1 rRNA gene is annotated in these 3,171 nt (G+C 55.7%); it reads left to right on the forward strand.

What is annotated here, in order from left to right:
- Nucleotides 1–12 precede the first annotated feature (12 nt).
- Nucleotides 13–3,168, forward strand: a 23S ribosomal RNA gene (locus tag J2Y41_RS22985).
- Nucleotides 3,169–3,171 lie beyond the last annotated feature (3 nt).

The following is a 3,171-nucleotide window of genomic DNA, read 5'->3' on the forward strand; positions in this document are numbered from 1 at the left end:
TGGTTTGTGTGTGGTCAAGTTTTTAAGGGCACACGGTGGATGCCTTGGCATTAGGAGCCGAAGAAGGACGTAGGAATCTGCGATAAGCCTGGGGGAGTTGATAACCGAGCGTTGATCCCAGGATGTCCGAATGGGGAAACCCCGCACAACGCTTTTGGGTGATTGTGTGACCCGCATCTGAACACATAGGGTGCGTGGGGGGAACGCGGGGAAGTGAAACATCTCAGTACCCGCAGGAAGAGAAAACAAGAGTGATTCCGTTAGTAGTGGCGAGCGAACGCGGATCAGGCTAAACCGTTTCCATGTGTGATAGCCGGCGGGCGTTGCATGGGCGGGGTTGTGGGACTTTCCGTACTGGTTCTGCCGGACCGGTGGGGTGTGTAGTGCAGGCATAGGTGAACGGTCTTGAAAGGCCGGCCAGAGAGGGTGTGAGCCCCGTAACCGTAATGTTGTGTACCGCCTGGAGAGGATCCCAAGTAGCACGGGGCCCGAGAAATCCCGTGCGAATCTGTCAGGACCACCTGATAAGCCTAAATACTTCCTAATGACCGATAGCGGACCAGTACCGTGAGGGAAAGGTGAAAAGTACCCCGGGAGGGGAGTGAAACAGTACCTGAAACCGTGTGCTTACAATCCGTCGGAGCAGTCGTGAGTAATCACTAGTAACTGTGACGGCGTGCCTTTTGAAGAATGAGCCTGCGAGTTAGTGTTACGTCGCGAGGTTAACCCGTGTGGGGTAGCCGTAGCGAAAGCGAGTCTGAACAGGGCGAGTGTAGTGGCGTGATCTAGACCCGAAGCGGAGTGATCTACCCATGGCCAGGTTGAAGCGACGGTAAGACGTCGTGGAGGACCGAACCCACTTCAGTTGAAAATGGAGGGGATGAGCTGTGGGTAGGGGTGAAAGGCCAATCAAACTCCGTGATAGCTGGTTCTCCCCGAAATGCATTTAGGTGCAGCGTTGCGTGTTTCTTGCCGGAGGTAGAGCTACTGGATGGCCGATGGGCCCTACAAGGTTACTGACGTCAGCCAAACTCCGAATGCCGGTAAGTGAGAGCGCAGCAGTGAGACTGTGGGGGATAAGCTTCATAGTCGAGAGGGAAACAGCCCAGACCACCAACTAAGGCCCCTAAGCGTGTGCTAAGTGGGAAAGGATGTGGAGTTGCGAAGACAACCAGGAGGTTGGCTTAGAAGCAGCCATCCTTGAAAGAGTGCGTAATAGCTCACTGGTCAAGTGATTCCGCGCCGACAATGTAGCGGGGCTCAAGTACACCGCCGAAGTTGTGGATTTCACACGGTACCCTAGCCTTCGTGGTTCAGGGGTGTGGAGTGGTAGGGGAGCGTCGTGTGGGCAGTGAAGTCGCGGTGGAAACCAGCGGTGGAGCCTACACGAGTGAGAATGCAGGCATGAGTAGCGAAAGACGGGTGAGAAACCCGTCCGCCGAATGATCAAGGGTTCCAGGGTCAAGCTAATCTGCCCTGGGTAAGTCGGGACCTAAGGCGAGGCCGACAGGCGTAGTCGATGGACAACGGGTTGATATTCCCGTACCGGCGAAAAACCGCCCATGCCAAGCGGGGGATACTAACCGCCCGGAGCCTGCCCGCCCACCCTTGTGGTGTGTGGGTTTTGGCCGAGCGCGGGACCTGATCCCGGGAGGTAAGCGTATTAACAGGTGTGACGCAGGAAGGTAGCCGGGCCGGGCGATGGTTGCCCCGGTCCAAGGATGTAGGGTCAGGGATAGGCAAATCCGTTCCTGTGTGTTTCGAGCACGATCCTGAGATCTGATGGGACTCCCGTTCGGGGGGATCCGGTGATCCTATGCTGCCTAGAAAAGCATCGACGCGAGGTTTTAGCCGCCCGTACCCCAAACCGACACAGGTGATCAGGTAGAGAATACCAAGGCGATCGAGAGAATTATGGTTAAGGAACTCGGCAAAATGCCCCCGTAACTTCGGGAGAAGGGGGGCCTGCCCCGTGATGGAGACTTGCTCTCCGTGAGCGGGTGTGGGCCGCAGAGACCAGGGGGAAGCGACTGTTTACTAAAAACACAGGTCCGTGCGAAGTCGCAAGACGATGTATACGGACTGACTCCTGCCCGGTGCTGGAAGGTTAAGAGGACCGGTTAGCCCCTTGTGGGCGAAGCTGAGAATTTAAGCCCCAGTAAACGGCGGTGGTAACTATAACCATCCTAAGGTAGCGAAATTCCTTGTCGGGTAAGTTCCGACCTGCACGAATGGAGTAACGACTTCCCCGCTGTCTCAACCATAAACTCGGCGAAATTGCAGTACGAGTAAAGATGCTCGTTACGCGCAGCAGGACGGAAAGACCCCGAGACCTTTACTATAGTTTGGTATTGGTGTTCGGAGTGGCTTGTGTAGGATAGGTGGGAGACGTTGAAGCCCGGACGCCAGTTCGGGTGGAGTCATCGTTGAAATACCACTCTGGTCACTTTGGACATCTAACTTCGGCCCGTGATCCGGGTCAGGGACAGTGCCTGATGGGTAGTTTAACTGGGGCGGTTGCCTCCTAAAAAGTAACGGAGGCGCCCAAAGGTTCCCTCAGCCTGGTTGGCAATCAGGTGTCGAGTGTAAGTGCACAAGGGAGCTTGACTGTGAGAGAGACATCTCAAGCAGGGACGAAAGTCGGGACTAGTGATCCGGCGGTACATTGTGGAATGGCCGTCGCTCAACGGATAAAAGGTACCTCGGGGATAACAGGCTGATCTTGCCCAAGAGTCCATATCGACGGCATGGTTTGGCACCTCGATGTCGGCTCGTCGCATCCTGGGGCTGGAGTAGGTCCCAAGGGTTGGGCTGTTCGCCCATTAAAGCGGTACGCGAGCTGGGTTTAGAACGTCGTGAGACAGTTCGGTCCCTATCCGCTGCGCGCGCAGGAAATTTGAGAAGGGCTGTCCTTAGTACGAGAGGACCGGGACGGACGAACCTCTGGTGTGTCAGTTGTACTGCCAAGTGCACCGCTGATTAGCTACGTTCGGATGGGATAACCGCTGAAAGCATCTAAGCGGGAAGCTCGCTTCAAGATGAGATTTCCATACACAATACGTGTGAGAGGCCCCCAGCCAGACCACTGGGTTGATAGGCCGGATGTGGAAGCGAGGACCAAAGACTCGTGAAGCTGACCGGTACTAATAGGCCAACAACTTACACCACACA

This window comes from Arthrobacter sp. 1088 (genome assembly GCF_031455315.1).
GTDB lineage: Bacteria > Actinomycetota > Actinomycetes > Actinomycetales > Micrococcaceae > Arthrobacter.